General features: G+C 48.3%; 1 protein-coding gene. It reads right to left on the reverse strand.

The features are described 5' to 3' along the window. Positions 1-637: 637 nt before the first annotated feature. A partial coding sequence (locus Q0174_RS04955; protein ID WP_298042026.1) for a hypothetical protein occupies positions 638-1,260 on the reverse strand: 623 nt, incomplete at its 5' end.

The raw sequence follows: 1,260 nt of genomic DNA on the forward strand, positions 1-1,260 counted from the left end.
ATTCTGTGCGGGCGCGCTAGCTAAAATTTTGTCTTATTTTTAAATCGAATGAGTTCGCCATTTCTGCAGCGGCGGAATTTACGAGCTCTATGGCGAACAAGCCGCCAAACCCGCATTGCATTTAAATTTTAAAATTTAGCGACTTTAGAAATTTTAGATCAAAATTTACGCTTAAAATTTTAAATTTAGAGATTGTAAATTTAGCGCCCACGGCAGGGCAAAATTTTGATTTTTAGCGGCGCGAGCCTACGTCCACAACCATTAAAATCAAAATTTAACGCAGCATAGGTAGATGCGCCCGCGACTGCGAACTTGCTGGATAAAAAATCAAGCCAAGAACGCAAACGCTAAAATAGTGCGTCTTGCGCCGCAGTCTTATTAAGACACAAACGCAAACTTCAAAATTTCACCGCTCGCGCAAACAGCAAAATAAAGCGAGCCGCGTCGAGCCGTATTTTACTACCAAAGCGAGCCGCAAATCAAAACACATTCCGCCGCCCGAGCGAGCCTTAAATTTAAACTGCGTTTCGCCGCCGAGCTGCAAACCAAACCTGTGCGCCAAATCCTGTCAATCTGCGCAATAAAATTTGGCTTTAATTCGGCTGAAACTTCGCACGCAAAACCGCGATAAGCAAGATCAGATAAATTCCTTCTCCAAAGGCTGCATCGCATTGCCCTCGGCGTCGAAAAGTACCCGCCCGCAGACCTCGCAGACTTCATCTCTAGGCGACGGCTCGTTCGCATCCAGCTGCCACGCGGACATCTCGCCGCACTCACAGTTTATGACGTAAAGGATCTGCCTCTTGCGGCGCTTGCCCCATGGCGCGATGTCCCAAAATAGCTCCTCGCGCTTGCCTAGCTTTTTAAAATCTTTCTCGGCGTCCTTGTGCGCGACGAGCAGATAATAAGCGTCGCTATGAAGATCCAAAGTAAAGAGCCTAAAATCGCTCTTCTTCAGCGCCTTTTGAAACTCGTTCATCAAAAATAGGCTCGCATCGCCGCGCTCGAAATCCTCTTTTTCCGCTTCTTTTTCGAGCCTTGCGTAAATTTTATCGCACTCTAGAGCCACGCCGCTTTGCAGCGCATCAAGCCTAGAGCGGATAAATTTACCCACATCGCCCGTGCTGTCCTCACCCGCCCAGTCAAGCACCCGCACGAGCTCTTTTGCGATAAGCGCGTCCAAAAACTCGCCGTCACCAAGCTCGCCTATCTTTTCAAAATCGCCCGTCTCGCCCGCTTTCTCGAAATTATTCGATTTGC

The sequence above is a fragment of the uncultured Campylobacter sp. genome (assembly GCF_937996225.1).
Taxonomy (GTDB): domain Bacteria; phylum Campylobacterota; class Campylobacteria; order Campylobacterales; family Campylobacteraceae; genus Campylobacter_B.